Annotated in this window: 15 protein-coding genes; 8 read left to right on the forward strand and 7 right to left on the reverse strand. The window is 59.5% G+C overall.

What is annotated here, in order from left to right; genetic code table 11:
- Positions 1-56: 56 nt before the first annotated feature.
- From ald to CQ019_RS10020, 3 genes are all read right to left on the reverse strand, one after another.
- A complete protein-coding gene (ald, locus tag CQ019_RS10010; RefSeq protein ID WP_105552850.1) occupies positions 57-1,184 on the reverse strand; it encodes an alanine dehydrogenase in 1,128 nt (375 codons plus the stop codon).
- Between the two features lie 527 nt (positions 1,185-1,711).
- Positions 1,712-3,226 (reverse strand): sodium:alanine symporter family protein, encoded by a 1,515-nt coding sequence (locus tag CQ019_RS10015; protein ID WP_105552851.1) that lies wholly within the window; start codon positions 3,224-3,226, stop codon positions 1,712-1,714.
- 181 nt (positions 3,227-3,407) lie between these two features.
- Positions 3,408-4,259 (reverse strand): fumarylacetoacetate hydrolase family protein, encoded by an 852-nt coding sequence (locus tag CQ019_RS10020; protein WP_105569602.1) that lies wholly within the window; start codon positions 4,257-4,259, stop codon positions 3,408-3,410.
- A gap of 216 nt (positions 4,260-4,475) precedes the next feature.
- Between CQ019_RS10020 and CQ019_RS10025 the strand changes: the two genes are divergently transcribed.
- The 4 genes from CQ019_RS10025 to CQ019_RS10040 are packed head-to-tail and all read left to right on the forward strand — an operon-like array spanning position 4,476 to position 8,068.
- Positions 4,476-5,117, forward strand: a complete 642-nt coding sequence (locus CQ019_RS10025) for an ABC transporter permease (protein ID WP_105569603.1) — start codon at positions 4,476-4,478, stop codon at positions 5,115-5,117.
- A 49-nt stretch (positions 5,118-5,166) separates the two neighbouring features.
- Positions 5,167-6,369: an ABC transporter ATP-binding protein gene (locus CQ019_RS10030; RefSeq protein WP_105552854.1), complete on the forward strand. Its 1,203-nt coding sequence runs from the start codon at positions 5,167-5,169 to the stop codon at positions 6,367-6,369.
- Positions 6,366-7,094, forward strand: a complete 729-nt coding sequence (locus tag CQ019_RS10035; protein ID WP_105552855.1) for an ABC transporter permease — start codon at positions 6,366-6,368, stop codon at positions 7,092-7,094. The genes CQ019_RS10030 and CQ019_RS10035 overlap by 4 nt, the downstream gene beginning before the upstream one ends.
- Complete coding sequence (locus CQ019_RS10040) at positions 7,091-8,068, forward strand: glycine betaine ABC transporter substrate-binding protein (RefSeq protein ID WP_105569604.1); 978 nt, start codon at positions 7,091-7,093, stop codon at positions 8,066-8,068. The genes CQ019_RS10035 and CQ019_RS10040 overlap by 4 nt, the downstream gene beginning before the upstream one ends.
- 184 nt (positions 8,069-8,252) lie before the next feature.
- Here CQ019_RS10040 and CQ019_RS18495 read toward each other — a convergent pair whose 3' ends face one another.
- On the reverse strand, positions 8,253-8,411 hold the full coding sequence (locus CQ019_RS18495) for a hypothetical protein (protein WP_181148386.1): 159 nt from the start codon (positions 8,409-8,411) through the stop codon (positions 8,253-8,255).
- 225 nt (positions 8,412-8,636) lie between these two features.
- Between CQ019_RS18495 and CQ019_RS10045 the strand changes: the two genes are divergently transcribed.
- Positions 8,637-9,194 carry a YceI family protein gene (locus tag CQ019_RS10045; protein WP_105552857.1) on the forward strand — a complete coding sequence of 186 codons (558 nt, stop codon included), beginning with the start codon at positions 8,637-8,639 and terminating at the stop codon, positions 9,192-9,194.
- A gap of 120 nt (positions 9,195-9,314) precedes the next feature.
- On the opposite strand, the gene CQ019_RS10050 is transcribed toward CQ019_RS10045, so the two are convergent.
- The gene (locus tag CQ019_RS10050) at positions 9,315-9,722 is read right to left on the reverse strand and encodes a DUF4190 domain-containing protein (RefSeq protein ID WP_105552858.1); all 408 of its coding nucleotides are present in this window, start codon (positions 9,720-9,722) and stop codon (positions 9,315-9,317) included.
- Between the two features lie 51 nt (positions 9,723-9,773).
- On the reverse strand, positions 9,774-10,118 hold the full coding sequence (locus tag CQ019_RS10055) for a hypothetical protein (RefSeq protein ID WP_105552859.1): 345 nt from the start codon (positions 10,116-10,118) through the stop codon (positions 9,774-9,776).
- A gap of 92 nt (positions 10,119-10,210) precedes the next feature.
- Between CQ019_RS10055 and CQ019_RS10060 the strand changes: the two genes are divergently transcribed.
- Positions 10,211-10,864: a LysE family translocator gene (locus tag CQ019_RS10060; protein ID WP_181148388.1), complete on the forward strand. Its 654-nt coding sequence runs from the start codon at positions 10,211-10,213 to the stop codon at positions 10,862-10,864.
- Here the strand turns inward: CQ019_RS10060 and CQ019_RS10065 are convergent.
- On the reverse strand, positions 10,861-12,024 hold the full coding sequence (locus tag CQ019_RS10065; RefSeq protein WP_258133880.1) for an MFS transporter: 1,164 nt from the start codon (positions 12,022-12,024) through the stop codon (positions 10,861-10,863). The two genes, CQ019_RS10060 and CQ019_RS10065, sit on opposite strands and share 4 nt — an antisense overlap.
- 419 nt (positions 12,025-12,443) lie before the next feature.
- On the opposite strand from CQ019_RS10065, the gene tcuA reads away from it, so the two are divergent.
- Positions 12,444-13,934 (forward strand): FAD-dependent tricarballylate dehydrogenase TcuA, encoded by a 1,491-nt coding sequence (gene tcuA / locus CQ019_RS10070; RefSeq protein ID WP_105569606.1) that lies wholly within the window; start codon positions 12,444-12,446, stop codon positions 13,932-13,934.
- A gap of 81 nt (positions 13,935-14,015) precedes the next feature.
- Entirely contained in the window at positions 14,016-14,651 is a 636-nt protein-coding gene (locus tag CQ019_RS10075; protein WP_105569607.1) for a GntR family transcriptional regulator, read from the forward strand.
- Positions 14,652-14,739: the final 88 nt, after the last annotated feature.

Below are 14,739 nucleotides of genomic sequence, written 5' to 3' on the forward strand. Positions count from 1 at the left end.
CATTCACCGGCCGTGCCACGACGAGCGGGCCTAGATACCCCTTCGGTCGCCGCGAATTAGACGAGCGACGCCGTACCCAGCAGCTCTTCGATGGGCAAGTGGGGCAGGGAAAATTCGTCCGCCACCGATTTGAAGGTCACTTGGCCGTCGTGCACGTTCAGGCCGTTGGCCAGACCGGCGTCTTCGCGCAGCGCCTGCTTCCAGCCCTTGTCCGCGATACGCAGCGCATAGGGCAGGGTGGCGTTGGTCAGTGCCGCGGTGGAAGTCTGCGGGACGGCCCCGGGCATGTTGGCCACGCAGTAGTACACGGCGTCGTGGACCTTGAAAGTCGGTTCGGCGTGCGTGGTCGGGCGCGAACCTTCGAAGCAGCCGCCCTGGTCGATTGCGATATCCACGAGCACGGAGCCCGGGCGCATGTGCTCGACCATATCGCGGGTGACCAGCTTTGGCGCAGCCGCGCCCGGGATCAGCACCGAACCGATGACCAGATCGGCGGCGGCCACCTCGGAGGCAATCGACAGGCGCTGCGAGGCCAGGGTCTTGATGCGGCCCATGAAAGCCAGATCGATTTCGCGCAGCCGGGAGAGGTTGATATCGATGATGGTCACGTCGGCCCCCATCCCCATGGCGATGGTGGCCGCATGCGTGCCGGCCACGCCGCCGCCGATCACCACAACCTTGGCCGGGCGCGTACCGGGCACGCCGCCCATCAGCACGCCGGCGCCGCCGTTGGGCTGCTGCAGCTGGACGGCACCAATCTGGGCCGCAAGGCGCCCGGCGACCTCGGACATCGGAGCCAGCAACGGCAAGGTGCGCCCCGACGCGACGGTCTCATAGGCGATGGCGGTGGAACCGGCGGCCAGCAGCGCGTCGGTGCACTCTCGCGAGGCGGCCAGATGCAGGTAGGTGAACAGCAGCTGTCCGGAGCGCATGCGATGGTACTCCGCGGCGATCGGCTCCTTGACCTTCAAGATCATCTCCGCCTCGGCCCAGGTGGCATCCGCGCCGGCGGCGATGCGCGCGCCGGCCGCGAGATAGGCCTCGTCGGCATTCCCCGAGCCGACGCCTGCACCGGTTTCGACGATCACATCGTGGCCGCGGGTCACAAACTCGGACACGCCGGCTGGTGTCATGGCGACGCGAAATTCGTTATTCTTGATTTCCTTTGGGACACCAATGATCATGGCAGTCAGTCCTCTCGTGAGACATGTCGGGCAAGGACATCGAATCGATATCGGGACGATGCTCGCCGTAGTAGTTACTCACCAGATTAGAGTTTACAACGGGTTTTGCGGGGCTCTGCCGAATAATCTACGGTTATATCTAGAAAATCTGTTTTATATCGCAGAAGTTTTCCACTGAGTGGGCTGCGTCACCGTCAGATCTACGGGCTCCATAATCTGTGGCAATAGCTCGCCGACTTAGGAGAGCAGTTGTCGAGACTGGCCCGGCGCTGGAGGTTCCCTGAGCTGGCTGTCAGGCAATTTTCGGCTCTGGGCCATCACGTCGTGCGCCGTCGCTGGAGCAAAGCGGCGTCAATCCCTCGGGCATCAGCCTTTTGACGGCTCCGACCCGGAAGACGGCTGCTCCCGCGATGGTGGGACCAGCCAACTGCGTATGCGCTGAGCAGCAAAAAGGACTGCCGCCGTAGCGGCCCGACAGGGCCGATACAGCGGCAGTCCTCGCAATGCGCGGTGCGGTTGCTTAGCGCTTAGCGTCGAGGCTCTGGATCATCCTGAACTTCGTGTGCTCCGCGATGGTGCGAAGAGCCAACCACGTTGCCGGCCTTCCACTCGGCCCAGCCTGGACGGCCGGACATGAAGTCCTCGATCTGGTCCTTGTTGGCTTCCAACTTCGGGTCATTCTTCAGGTACCAGCGAGTTTCGCGAGCCACCATGCCGGAGAGGATCAGCAAGCCGATGAGGTTTGGCAGGGCCATCAGGCCGTTCATCATGTCCGAGAAATTCCAGACCGGGGTCAGCTCGGTGGTGCAGCCAACGTACACGACCAGCGAGAAGATCACGCGGAAAGGCATGACGCCCTTGCGGCCAATGAGGCGCTCGATGTTGCGCTCACCGTAGTAGCACCAGCCCAAGATGGTGGAGAAGGCGAACATGACCAGGCCCAGGGTCACGATCCAGTGGCCCCATTCGCCCGGCAGGCCGTTGGTGAATGCCTCGCCGGTCATCAGCGAGGCGGCGATCTGTTCGCCGGTTGCCTCATCGATCAGCTTCCAGGTGCCGGTGGTGATGATGACCAGTCCGGTGCAGGTGACCACGATGATCGTATCGATAAAGGTCTGGGTCATGGAGACTAGGCCCTGGCGAACCGGGTGCGTGGTCTGCGCCGCGGCTGCGGCGATAGCTGCCGAGCCCATGCCGGATTCGTTGGAGAAGATACCGCGAGCCACACCGAACTGGATGGCGATGATGATGGCCGAGCCGACGAATCCGCCGACCGCCGAGGAGCCGGTGAAGGCGTCGGTGAAGATCTGGCCGAAGGCAGCTGGGATGCCGCTGACGTTGGAGATCAAGATGAAGATCGCTGCGGCCACGTAGAACACGATCATTACCGGAACGAATGCCGCGGTGACTCTGCCGATGGACTTGATGCCACCGACCAGAACTGCGATCGACAAGATGGTGAGAACCACGCCGGTGACCCATGGGATCACGTTGAAGGAGTTCTCCAGGTTGGCTGCAATCGAGTTGCCCTGGGTCATGTTGCCGATGCCGAAGCTGGCAAGGGTCGCCGCAATAGCGAAGAACAGCGCAAGGAACTTGCCGAATGGCCCCTTGATGCCGCGCTCAAGGTAGTTCTGCGGACCGCCGGACTTTTCACCAGCCGTGTCGGTGCCGCGGAAACGGACACCCAAGTAGGCTTCGGTGTACTTCGAAGCCATGCCGAGCAGGCCGGTGACCCACATCCAGAACAACGCGCCGGGGCCACCGATGCCGATGGCCGTGGCAACGCCGACGATGTTACCCGTCCCGACGGTGGCCGCCAGTGCGGTGGTGAGCGCCTGGAACTGCGAGACGTCGCCATCGGCGCCCGGGTCCTTGCGCTTGAAGATTCCTAGCCTGAGTGCCGGGATGAGTTTGATGAACTGCAATCCGCCGAGGCGGATGGTGAGGTAGAGGCCGGTGCCCAAGAGCAACGGGATGAGGACAAACGGTCCCCAAATGACCGAGGAGATATCTCCGAAGAGTGTTCCCAATGAGTCCATGAGTTCTAGATCCTTCGATGCGAGTGAGAAGCGATGATGACTGTCATCGTAGGTGACATCCTCAGTCATCCTACGTGATGGTGAGAGTCAAGTCACAAACGCTGTTTCGTGTCGCATTCGAGGTTAAAACGTTTCCCCGAGCCGGTGGGTGCGGCTCGGGGAAACTGGAATCCTGAAAGTACTAGGCGGAGGTGAACTTGACCGCCGAGGTGCCGAGCCCCTCGATGCTCGTTTCCAAGATGTCACCGGCCTTGAGCCACGGGCGTCGCCCATGCTCGTCGCGGCGTCCCAAGGCAACGCCCGCTGGGGTGCCGGTGAGGATTAGGTCCCCGGGTTGCAGCTCGTTGATCACCGACAGGTAGGAGACCAGCTCGGCCGCGGAGAACACCAGATCATCGGTTGAGTCTTCCTGGACTACCGCGCCATTGACCTTCGTGGTGATTTTGGCTCCCGGGGTGAACTCTTCGGAGGTGACCAACCATGGACCCACCGGAGTCGACTTATCCCAGGCCTTGCCCTGCAGCCATTCGGTGGTTCGTCCCTGGAAGCCGCGCATGGAGACATCGTTGGAGACCGCGTAGCCGGCGATATGATTCTCCGCGTCTTCGATCGAGATCCGGCGTCCGGGTTTGCCGATGACGATGGCCAGCTCACCCTCATAGTCCATCCGGTAATCTTCGGCAGGAATTTCGACGGTGTCATTTGCTCCGCAGAGCGTGGAGGCGAACTTCGCGAAGACCGTGGGGAACTCAGGTTCTTCCGCTCCCACCTCGGCGATGTGGTTGCGGTAGTTCAGCCCAATGCAGTACACCTTGGCGGGGGTTGGGATCAGTGCGGCATAGTCTGCCTCGCCTTCGGCGATCGAATCGCCTACCAGCGCCCGGGCGACGACTTCTTGCTGCGTTGCATTATCGAGGCGCAAGAATTTTTGAACGTTGGCGAGATTTTCCAGATAGTAAAGACGGCCCTCTTCGATGACGGCCGCTGTCGTCAGGCCCGGTTCGGTGGTCAGTCGCACGGTAGCTAGTTTCATGTTCCTATCTCACTACATCCGCACCGTCTTGGCTAGCCTGCTGAGGGGGCTAAATAGGCCAAAACGACACTCATATTCGGCCAAGTCAAGCAGAGGTTTATCAAAACGGTACTAAGGGAGTGGTGCATCGCCACGTAAACTTGGGAGAAAAGCTGAGGCGAGGAACCTCCTCCGAGTCAGTGGTTGAAACGAAACTAAAGTGAAGCAGGTCTTAATGTGGGTGACTTTTTCGGCGAGCGATATCGCCAAATTCTATTCGCCTCTTGGCAGCATTTGTGGTTGGTAGCCCAGTGCCTTGTCCTGGCGACGATCATTGCCGTGCTGATCGCCGTATTGGTGTATCGCAGTAAATCTTTATCCGGAGTGGCCAACGGAATCAGCGCCATCGGGCTGACCATCCCATCTTTCGCACTGATCGGTCTGCTGATTGTGCCTTTCGGCTTCGGCGTCTTGCCGGCGGTGATCGTGGTGACATTCTTCGCCGCCCTTCCGATCCTGCGCAATGCCATTGTGGGGCTGAACAACATCGAACCCACCGTCGTCGAATCGGCGAAGGGCATCGGGATGAGCCGCATGAAAACGCTGATCTCCGTTGAACTGCCTATGGCCTGGCCGGTGATCCTCACCGGGGTTCGCATCTCGGCGCAGATGGTGATGGGCGTGGCGGCAGTGGTGTCCTACGCGCTGGGCCCAGGACTCGGCGGCTACATCTTCTCCGGCCTTTCCCGTCTAGGTGGCGCAAACTCCCTTGAATCCGTCATCACCGGCGTGGTCGGGGTCGTCATTCTGGCGCTCATTCTTGATTTGATCTTGCTCGGCATTGGCCGACTGACTACCCCGCGAGGTATCCGTGTCTGAAAATAAAGTCGAAACCAGTAACGAAAATAGCGTCACCGGGGCATCGATCATGCTTCAGGAGGTCACCAAGACCTACCCGGGCCAGAAGAAATCTGCGGTCGGTGGGCTCACCCTTGAGATCCCCGCCGGTTCGATCGTGATGTTTGTCGGCCCTTCGGGCTGCGGCAAAACTACCACGCTGAAAATGATCAACCGGTTGATCGAACCGACCTCCGGCGAGATCGTGATCAACGGCGAAGACGTCACCGACATGGATGGCGACGAGCTGCGTCGCCGCATCGGGTATGTCATTCAGGCCGGAGGGCTGTTTCCGCATATGACCGTGGCGACAAATATCGCGATGGTGCCGAAGATGCTTGGCTGGTCCAAGGAGAAGATTGCCGCGCGCGTCGACGAGCTGCTGGAGTTGGTCTCACTGGACCCGGAGCTGTACCGCAACCGCTTCCCGAAGGAGCTCTCCGGGGGCCAGCAGCAACGCGTGGGCGTGGCCCGTGCACTGGCAGCAGACCCTCCGGTGTTGCTGATGGACGAGCCCTTCGGTGCGGTCGACCCGATTACCCGTCAGCGTCTGCAAGATGAGCTGCTCAATATTCAGTCGGAAGTCCAGAAGACCATCGTTTGCGTGACCCACGACTTCGACGAAGCCGTGAAGCTGGGGGACTGGATCGCGATCTTCAATGAAGGCGCACAGCTGGAACAGTACGATTCCCCCGAGCGCATCCTGGCCAACCCCGCCAGCGAATTCGTGGAGAACTTCATTGGATCCGGTGCCGGCTTGAAGCAGTTGACGCTGACCCGCGTGCACGAGGTGGAACTGTCCGAAGCCATCACCACCACCGCCGGGAAGAACGCTTCCGAGGTGCTTTCGCAGCTGCAAGGCGCCGGACGGAAATATGCGGTGGTCCTGGACTCGCGCGGCCGCCCGTTGCGTCGGCTCACCCGGCGCCAACTCTCCCGTGCGGAGATTATCGATGGCACCTATGATCCGGATTTGCCGGTTGTCGGCGAGCAGGCGACCTTGAACGATGCGCTGGACACCATGCTGGTGGCAAGCACCGAATCTGCGTTGGTGACCGGGCGTCGCGATGTGCTTCGGGGCATCATCACGGTGCAGACGGTGATGGAAGCGATCTCTGCGAGCAACGCCAACCTGGACGATGACCACGATGCACCGGTAGGCCTGAACTCCGGCGCCATCAATGTGGCAGACATCCAGACGGACCGCGGTCAAACCGGTGGTGAATCTTCATGAATGCCGAAAAACGAGGGCTGATCTACCAGCTCCTTGGCATCGCCGCGGCCTTCGGCATCCTGGTGATCTGGTTGGTCACCGCGAACCTCACGGAAACCGAACGGCAGACGCTGGATCCGGCAACCATTTGGGGCTATACGCTGGATCACCTGAAAATCACGGTGATCTCAGCGGTGATCGTGCTGATCATTGCGATTCCGCTGGGCATCATCTTGACCCGTCCAGCGTTTCGCAAGGCGGCGCCCGGGGTGCGTGCCGTCGCCAACTTCGGCCAGGCTGCCCCGGCCATCGGCGTGGTCGTGCTGTTGGCCTTCTGGCTTGGATTCGGTCCGAATACGGCCATCGTGTCCTTGGTGATCTATGCGATCCTCCCGGTCCTTTCAAACACCATTGTGGGCTTGCAACAGGTCGATGAACGACTGGTGGAAGCCGGGCGCGGCATTGGCATGAGCCAGATGGCGGTCTTGTTCAAGGTCGAGCTTCCACTCGCGGTCCCGGTGATGCTCTCCGGCATCCGCACCGCCTTGGTGCTGCTGGTAGGAACCGCCACCTTGGCCACCTTCATTAACGGTGGAGGATTGGGAATTCTGATTACCACCGGGGTGAACCTGAATCTGAACGTGGTGCTGATTGCAGGTTCGCTGCTGGTGGCCTTGCTGGCATTGACCATCGACTGGCTTGGACGAGTCGTGGAACAGGTCGCCCGGCCGAAAGGACTCTCATGAATCGGAAATTGAAACTTGGAGCCCTATCCTTCGCGGCCCTTTTAGGCCTGACAGGCTGCGGGCTGAGCCCCTCCACCGGCACGGTGCCCGATGCCAACCCGGGAATCATTGAAGAAATTCCAGATCTGGCCGATGACGCCAAGGTCACCGTCACCTCGAAGGCATTCACCGAGCAATTGATCTTGGGAAAAATCTCGGTGATTGCCTTGGATGTTGCCGGTTATGACGTCACGGATCTGACAAATGTGCCCGGATCCCAACCGGCACGCGAGCTGTTGCTCTCCGGGGACGCCAGCGCCTTGTGGGAATACACGGGTACCGCATGGCTGACCTATCTGGGCTATGAAGAACCGGTAGCCGGTGCCGAAGAGCAGTGGGAAGCGGTGCGCGAGGAAGATGTGGCCAACGGCATCGTCTGGGGAGAACCGGCGCCGCTGAACAACACCTACGCCATGGCCATGAACCGGAAGGTGGCTGATCGCTTGGGCATCACCAAGCTTTCGGAAATGTCCAAACTTGATTCGGACGAGCTGACCTTCTGTGTCGACCCGGAGTTCAACTCGCGCCGTGATGGGTTGACCCCGATGCTCGAGCACTACGGGATCGACCGCGGCAGCCAAGTCAAGGAAGAGAACATCGGTTTGTACGACGTGGGCGCCATCTACCAGGCAACCGCCGAGGGCGCTTGCAACTTCGGTGAGGTGTTCACAACCGACGGTCGCATCAGGGCGCTGGATCTTACGGTGCTGGAAGACGACAAGCAGTACTTCCCGAGCTATAACGCGGCGCCAGCGTTCAACGCCGAATTCTTGCAGGAAAATCCCGGGGTCAAAGACGTGATGGCGCAGATTGCGCCAATGCTGACCGATGAGGTGCTGCTGGAACTGAACTACCAGGTGGATGTTGAGGGGCGCGAGCCCGCCGATGTCGCCTATGAATGGATGCTGAACGAAGGTCTTATTAGCGCACCTTAGTGAAGCAACCGGCGTGATGGCCGTTCCAAGGATAGGTTCCTTGGAACGGCCATTTGCGGTTAATGACCCAGGCAAAACTTGCGCAGTGTTCACCCGCAGTTGGTTCGCCCGGTGGCCTTGCGCCGAGATACTGGATTAGTTAGCGTCCGGGGGCGCAAGATAGTTGTGTCGGTCCGGATGGTTTCTAGGAACCGTCGCGGGTACCGAACTTGCCGTCGACTTCGTCGGCAGACTTGGTGGCTTCGGCGGTAGTGGGGGACTCTTCCTGCCAGATCTCTTCCAGATCCGCGGCTAGTTCGGCTTCCTGCGCTTTTTTATTAGGTGCGTTCGGATCACTGGTCATGCGCCCAGTCTAGCCAGAATTACTGGGATCGGAGAGGGCTGAGTAGAAAAATTTTTGGAAATTAAATTACTAGTCAGAGCTGAAATGGCCCACCTTCTTTGAAATCGAGGAAAAGTTTGTTGCGCGACATGGTTGACGCTTCAACTTAAATAGTGCAATACTGGTACCAGCAAAACAAATTGAAACGTCAACTACAGTGTTGGCGATGACGACAAGGAACTGAAAATGACTGTATCTGCAACTTCACCACTGACCGTCGGCGCCTGGACCCTGGACGCTTCGCACTCGGAAATCGGATTCTCGGTTCGCCACGCAGGTGTTTCCAAAGTTCGCGGCAGCTTCCAGGATTTCGAGGCAACCTTGAACGTTGGCCAGAGCCTGGAAGAGTCCTCGATCGAAGCTACCGTTCAGATCGCTTCGGTCAACACCAAGGATGCAAACCGTGACGGTCACCTGACAAGCGCGGACTTCTTCAATGCCGAGGAATTCCCGGTTATGACCTTCAAGTCCACCGGCACCAAGGGCGACGCTGAAGACTTCGTTCTCGTTGGCGACCTGACCATCCGCGGCGTCACCAAGCAGGTTGAGTTCGCAGCTGAGCTCGGCGGCCAGGTGGTAGACGCCTTCGGCGCAACCCGTGCAGGCTTCTTCGCCTCCACCACCATCTCCCGCAAGGAATTCGGTATTACCTGGAACGCGGCTCTCGAAGCAGGCGGCGTTTTGGTCAGCGACAAGGTCAAGATCGAAATCGACGCTTCTTTCGTCCTGCCAACCGCAGAATAAGCTCCCGAAGCCATCTATGGGGGATGGCAAAGGGCCGATACAGGCAGAGACCTGGCGATGCGCGAAAGCGCATCGCCAGGTCTCTGTCGTTAACCGTGCTAGGCGGACGGTGCGCAGCGATTACGAGAATTCGGAGTACATGGCATCGGTTCCGGCAAAGGTGACCGCCATGACGATCATCAAAATTATGTAGAGCAACCCGATAATTCCGAATATGGTCCCGATCCAGCCGGTCACCTTGCCGACCGTGGCGTCGGTGTTGAATTCCCGTTCGGCCCTTTTGGCCTTCGAAATGGCGATTGGCCCCAAGATGATGCCTACGACGAATAGCGAAATGATACCCAAGATCATCGATGTCTGCGCCAACTGGGAACCTTGGACATGCTGCTGCGGATAAGCGTATCCGGGGTAGCCCGGTGCTGCACCAAATTGCTGGTTCTGGCCAGGGGTCTGGTACGGGTACTGCGGCTGCTGGCCGGGATTTCCTGAGGTGTAGGGATTATTCGGTTCGTTATTCGGGGTGCTCATGAGTGGTCCTTATTTATTTGAGAGAAAATGATTATCGTGTTTCTGCAGTCTTCACTGCTCTGGCATGCCTGAGCCGTAAATCGAGAACGGAAGTATGAAGAGGACCAGGAGGAAGTATCCTACGACCGCTAGCAGCTGCAGTGCTCCCAGGATCAAGCCGATCATCCCGGTGACTTTACCGACGGTAGCTTGAACCCCGTAGGCACGTTCGGCTTCGTTTCCTTTGATGATGGCGATCGGACCGAGGATCACGCCCACGACGAAAAGCGAGAGAATCCCGAGAATCATTGAAGTTTGCGACAAGGCAACGCCAGGATGCGGCGGCGGGTAGTGTCCGTTGAACTGGGTAGCAGGATCTTGGTAACTGGGCTGCGGCCCATACTGCGGCTGTGACATTTTGCCTCTGCCTCCTATGTAGTGCACTTCTAATGCTAAGCCCGCGTCATGCATTAACACACTCTGGTGGCGAATTTCTATACTTAGAGATCATGACTTGGGCTTCGTTCTTGGCATACCTCGGCGTATGCGTAATGGTCACTCTCTCACCAGGGCCAGATACCTTCTTGGTCCTTCGCTTTTCGCTGGTACGCCAGCTCCACGGTGTCGTCGCGGCTCTCGGCATGGTGACAGCCATTTTCGCCTGGGCCACGCTGGCCGGTGCAGGTGCCGCATCGTTGATGCAGCGCTACCCCGTCATCGAATCGATCATTGCAATGCTTGGCGGTCTGTACCTGATGTACTTGGGGCTATCCGGGTTCCTGAAATCTCGCGCCGTCGCCAAAGCCGATAGCGCCATTGCGCGCACCGAAACGCGAGCCGGCGCTCGGATGCGGGGTCAAACCTTGCGCCGATCTTTTGTTGCTGGTGTGCTTTCGGCAGCGCTGAATCCGAAATTAGGATTGTTGTTTCTGGCGATGATGCCAAGCTTTATCCCCAAGGAATCGAGTACCCTGCTGTGGGGAGTGGGCTTGGGTGCAATCTTTGCGGCGGTTGGATTTCTATATCTATTGATATTGAGCGCAGTGGCATCCAAGGCCATGCAGTGGTTCAAGAAGCCAGAGATCACTCTTCGCTTGGAATGGACGGCCTGTGCAGCGCTTTTCCTTATGGGCATTGGAGTGCTGCTGAGCGCTTTCCTTTAGGCGAGCTGCCTTGCTAGCCAGCGGGCATGCAGCCAGGTCGCTGAGACAACCAAGACGATACTGAGCCAAAAGCCGATACCGAATATGCGCGAGAAGTTTCCCTGCTCAGCAAGGTCGGCCGTGAGGTAGGTAGCCGCCGAGGCCCCGAAAAACAGCGAGAACACAAACAGTGAAACAGTTGTGGCCCGCGCTTGCGGTGCTACTTCGGTGGCCCAACCTTGCATGGACGAATGCATGACCGCGTTGGCTACCCCGAGCAGGAACGCGGTACAGGTGAAAGCCGCAGGCGACGGAGCAAAAGCCGAAGGCGCAAAGCTCGCCCAAAGGACTGCGCCACCGATGCCGATGAGCCACGTACGGGAAAACCGCGACACGAGCAAGCGCATGAGCCGCGCACCGAAAATCACTCCACCCGCGAATCCGCAACCAAGCAGGCCCGAGATCCAAATGCCGACGCCAGCATCTTGCAAGGCGGGAACTACATAGGCAAGCATCCCTATCAACAGCCCGCCTTCGAGGAATACCACCGCGTACAGGAGCACATTCTCTGCGCCGAAGGCCGCCTTGAAGTTCCGAGTGGTGGCTTCCCGAAGCGGTTCGGCCACCCGGCGTAGGGTTGCCAGCGCCGCTATCGCGCCTAGGGCGGGAAGAAGAAACACCAGGCGCCAATCCACGAACGTGGCAAGGGCCCCAGCCACAAGCGTGGCCAAGGTAGTTCCCAACGAAGAATAAATTTGCAGATCTGACAGACCACGGGCCTTAGCCAAGCCAACTCGAGTATCACCGAGCAGGGTCAGCAGGGTCGGATACAGCGCACCAAACATGAAACCCGTAAATGACCGGGCGATCAATAGGGGGAAGAACTCGGTGAATACGCTGCTCGCAATCGCGCCAAGCACCACTCCGAACAGCGCGCACCGCAACACGGTTAGTCGACCAAGCCTATCGCTGGCCAAGCCCCACAGCGGTTGTCCCAAGGCGTAAAGCAGGGAATACCCCGCCACGAGTTCGACGGCTTGAGACAGCGTAAGCGCAGTCGCCAAAGATAGTGCCAGAAACATTGGCGGGGTGGCATAACGATCGAAAAATGACAGGAACCCAACGAAGCGCAGGGCAGAGTCGGGCACCTGCTTGGCTGCTGCGGCCGGTGGTTTGCTCAAAGCTATTTCCTATCTTCAACCCAATACCTATAACCACCCTATGTAACCAGAGATGCGCCGTACTGTTCGCGGGTATGACCTAGTGCGGCCGGACAGCTAAGCGAAGTCCCGGAACTAGGCGTCGAGCAATTCTCTGCCCGATGCTGAGCCCGGGCAGAGATCCATGGAGCCGCACCGGTGAGTACTCGCCGGAGGTGGGGTGTCGAACTGAAATCGCGATCCGGTACCGCTGGTCGTCCCGAGTATCGCTGTCGCCGGAAGTAGCACTCGAACTATTTGTGAACTTTAGTGGTTATTAATGTTCTTTTGTGTATACACTAATTAGGAATCAACGTTCAGACGTAGAATCCGGCTCCGCTTCGTGTGGTCTTCACACGGCCGGGGGCGCCGAATTCAAGAATTCCGAAAGGTCACTACATATGACGACTCCAGTCCAGGGAAAATCCACCAACGCCGCAGATGTGATCGTCGTCGGTGGAGGCAATGCAGCCTTCACCGCCGCACACGCCGCGGTCACGCGCGGCCGCAAGGTCCTGCTGTTGGAAAAAGCTCCGAAGGATCAGTTCGGCGGAAACAGCTACTACACCGCCGGCGCCACCCGCATCGCGCACAACGGTCTGGAAGACCTGCAGGATTTCATCGAATTCGACGAGCGCCACCAGCTCTCCGAGGTGCCGCCCTACACCGCGGAAGACTACGCAGGGGACATGGCGAAGGTCACCGAGGGGCGCAACGACAAGGAATTGACCGAGGTTCTCGTCACCGAAGCGGCACCGGGCTTGCGTTGGCTGAAGTCTCTGGGGCTGAAGTACCGCCTCATGTACGAGCGCCAGGCTTACTCCCGCGAAGATGGCACCTTCCTCTTCTGGGGCGGGCTGCATGTCGGGAACGTGGACGGCGGAGAAGGCCTGATGAAGGACCACCTTGCGGTGGCCGAGAAGCTGGGCACCGAGGTCCGCTTCGAGCAGGATGTCTTCGCGCTGATCGTTGAAGACGGCACGGTCAAGGGTGTCAAGGTCCGCCAGAGCGACGGCAGCGTGCAGGAACTGCGCGCCGAGTCGGTCGTGCTGGGAGCCGGTGGCTTCGAAGCCAACCCTGAGCTGCGCAAGGAGCACTTGGGGGAGGGCTGGGAGAACGCCAAGGTCCGCGGCACCCCCTACAACCACGGTGCGATGATCCAGGCCGGACTGGAGATCGGCATTGCCAAGGGCGGAGACTGGAGCACCTGCCACTCGGTGCAGTGGGACGCATTCACCGCGCAGAACGAATCGAACCGTGAACTGACCAACCGCCTGACCCGCCAGTCCTACCCGTTGGGAATCATCGTCAACAACCGTGGCGAGCGCTTCCTCGACGAAGGGGCGGACTTCCGCAATCTGACCTACGCCAAGTACGGCCGCGAAATCTTGAAGCAGCCGGATTCGGTCGCCTACCAGATCTTCGACGCAAATTTGCGTCCGATGCTGCGCAGCGAAGAATACGAGATGCCAGGCATCTCCGAAGTCGTTGCCGATACCATCGAGGAGCTGGCCGCAAAGATCAATGTGGACCCCGCTTCGCTGACCAAGACCATCACCGAATTCAACGGCGCCATCGACACCAGCATCCCCTTCGACCCCAATGTGCTGGACGGCCGCGCCTCGAAGGTCAGCCCGGTCAAGAGCAACTGGGCCACCCCGTTGGCCACCGGCCCGTTCTACGCCTACACGGTAACCTGCGGCATCACCTTCACCTTCGGCGGGCTGAAGGGGGACACCGAAGGCCGCGCGCTGAACGAGGAAGGCCAGCCGGTACCGGGCCTGTTCGTCTGCGGCGAGATGCTCGGTGGACTGTTCTCGGCCAACTACCCAGGTGGTTCGGGTCTTGCCGCCGGTGTCGTGTTTGGCCGCCGAGCCGGTAATCTGGCTTAAGGCATAGTGCAGTTCTCTCGCACGCGGCACCGCGTGCGAGAGAACTGCAGATTAATACTGTTGAACGCAGAATGGCGGGGCATGGCGAAGATCGATTCGGAAACGATTCACGCGCAGTTGAAGGAAGACCTGCTGCGCGGTGCCTTCGCGCCCGGAGATCCGTTGCGTGAGGTCGCGCTGGCCGAACGCTTCGGTGTCTCGCGCACCCCGGTGCGCGAAGCGCTCACCAGGTTGCTGCATGAGGGACTGCTCGAACGCCGCGCCCGCGGATTGTTCGTGCGCGAAATCGACCCGGAACAGATCATGCAGGTTTACGACCTGCGCATCATGCTCGAAGGCCAGGCCGCTGCGGAGGCCGCGCGGAGCCGGACCGACCCGGACCTGGTCAGGCTCGAAGCGCTCGTTGAACGAGATCGGGCACTGGTCGATCCCGATGATTCAACGCGTTTGCTGACAAATATCGAGTTCCACCGCTCGCTTTGGCGTGCCGCGCACAATCCGGTGCTCGAAGACCTGTTGGAGCGCTTGGCAACGCATCAACTGCACGCCCCAACCTCGACGCTGTCGGTGGGATCCCGCTGGGCCGAATCCCTCGATGAGCACCAGCGCATCGTGGAGCTGATTAGTGAGCGCCGTGCCGACCAAGCGCAGGAGCAAGTCCGGAAGCATATGTCGACGGCGAAGTCGATGCGCTTGAAAATGTTCTCCCACCTCTAAATCATTCACCCAAAATCTCGCCACTGGCGGGAGTCTTGGCGCTAATGCCCCGCCATGACAGCATTGGCGAGGAAACCGTTGACTCTCC

The organism is Arthrobacter sp. MYb229, assembly GCF_002975405.1.
Lineage (GTDB): Bacteria > Actinomycetota > Actinomycetes > Actinomycetales > Micrococcaceae > Glutamicibacter.

Bases quoted from the DNA above. Each gene is read 5' to 3' on its own strand.
- ald (WP_105552850.1), bottom strand. From the start codon at position 1,184: ATGATCATTGGTGTCCCAAAGGAAATCAAGAATAACGAATTTCGCGTC.
- CQ019_RS10015 (WP_105552851.1), bottom strand. From the start codon at position 3,226: ATGGACTCATTGGGAACACTCTTCGGAGATATCTCCTCGGTCATTTGG.
- CQ019_RS10020 (WP_105569602.1), bottom strand. From the start codon at position 4,259: ATGAAACTAGCTACCGTGCGACTGACCACCGAACCGGGCCTGACGACA.
- CQ019_RS10030 (WP_105552854.1), top strand. From the start codon at position 5,167: ATGCTTCAGGAGGTCACCAAGACCTACCCGGGCCAGAAGAAATCTGCG.
- CQ019_RS10035 (WP_105552855.1), top strand. From the start codon at position 6,366: ATGAATGCCGAAAAACGAGGGCTGATCTACCAGCTCCTTGGCATCGCC.
- CQ019_RS10040 (WP_105569604.1), top strand. From the start codon at position 7,091: ATGAATCGGAAATTGAAACTTGGAGCCCTATCCTTCGCGGCCCTTTTA.
- CQ019_RS18495 (WP_181148386.1), bottom strand. From the start codon at position 8,411: ATGACCAGTGATCCGAACGCACCTAATAAAAAAGCGCAGGAAGCCGAA.
- CQ019_RS10045 (WP_105552857.1), top strand. From the start codon at position 8,637: ATGACTGTATCTGCAACTTCACCACTGACCGTCGGCGCCTGGACCCTG.
- CQ019_RS10050 (WP_105552858.1), bottom strand. From the start codon at position 9,722: ATGAGCACCCCGAATAACGAACCGAATAATCCCTACACCTCAGGAAAT.
- CQ019_RS10055 (WP_105552859.1), bottom strand. From the start codon at position 10,118: ATGTCACAGCCGCAGTATGGGCCGCAGCCCAGTTACCAAGATCCTGCT.
- CQ019_RS10060 (WP_181148388.1), top strand. From the start codon at position 10,211: ATGACTTGGGCTTCGTTCTTGGCATACCTCGGCGTATGCGTAATGGTC.
- tcuA (WP_105569606.1), top strand. From the start codon at position 12,444: ATGACGACTCCAGTCCAGGGAAAATCCACCAACGCCGCAGATGTGATC.
- CQ019_RS10075 (WP_105569607.1), top strand. From the start codon at position 14,016: ATGGCGAAGATCGATTCGGAAACGATTCACGCGCAGTTGAAGGAAGAC.